This is a genomic window from Pseudomonas sp. Sample_9 (assembly GCF_004307535.1).
In the GTDB taxonomy this organism is placed as follows: Bacteria; Pseudomonadota; Gammaproteobacteria; order Pseudomonadales; family Pseudomonadaceae; genus Aquipseudomonas; species Aquipseudomonas mercuritolerans.
In genome coordinates, this window is sequence record NZ_RAZO01000235.1 from 1 (window position 1) to 609 (window position 609).

Here is a 609-nt window from a genome sequence, read left to right on the forward strand (position 1 = left end):
CGACCGTGACGTTCGAGCCGGGCGCGCGCACGGCATGGCATACCCATCCGCTGGGACAGACATTGATCGTCACCTCGGGGGCAGGCTTGGTGCAGGAGTGGGGCCAGCCAGTGCGTGAAATCCGCCCGGGCGATACCGTGTGGATTGCCCCGGGCGCCAAGCACTGGCACGGGGCAGCACCGACGACGGCGATGAGTCATATCGCGATTGCCGAAGTGCTGGATGGCAAGGTGGTGGACTGGATGGAGCAGGTCAGTGAAGAGCAATATCCGCGCTAAGCGAGGCACCCTGTAGGAGCTGTCGAGTGCAACGAGGCTGCGATCTTTTGATCTTGCTTTGGAGATTAAAAGATCACAGCCTGCGGCAGTTCCTACAGGGGTGTTTTAACGTCGACGTTTCTTCAGATCATCTCCGGCAATGAATCCAGAATCTTGTCCAGCGTAATCGGATACTCGCGCACCCTCGCGCCGGTGGCGTTGTAGATCGCATTCGCCACCGCCGCACTAACGCCGCAAATCCCCAATTCACCCACGCCCTTGGCCTTCATCGGTGATGAAATCGGGTCGGTTTCTTCGAGGAAGATCACTTCCTGATGCGGAATGTCGGCGT

The 609-nt window shown here is 59.1% G+C and carries 2 protein-coding genes; one reads left to right on the top strand and one right to left on the bottom strand.

All coding sequences use genetic code 11. The features are described 5' to 3' along the window. On the top strand, positions 1-278 hold a 278-nt coding region (locus D6877_RS13570; protein ID WP_130911125.1), incomplete at its 5' end, for a cupin domain-containing protein. 122 nt (positions 279-400) lie between these two features. Here D6877_RS13570 and D6877_RS13575 read toward each other — a convergent pair. Continuing rightward, positions 401-609, bottom strand: a 209-nt coding sequence (locus tag D6877_RS13575; protein WP_130911126.1) for a xanthine dehydrogenase family protein molybdopterin-binding subunit, incomplete at its 5' end; no start/stop codon positions are given.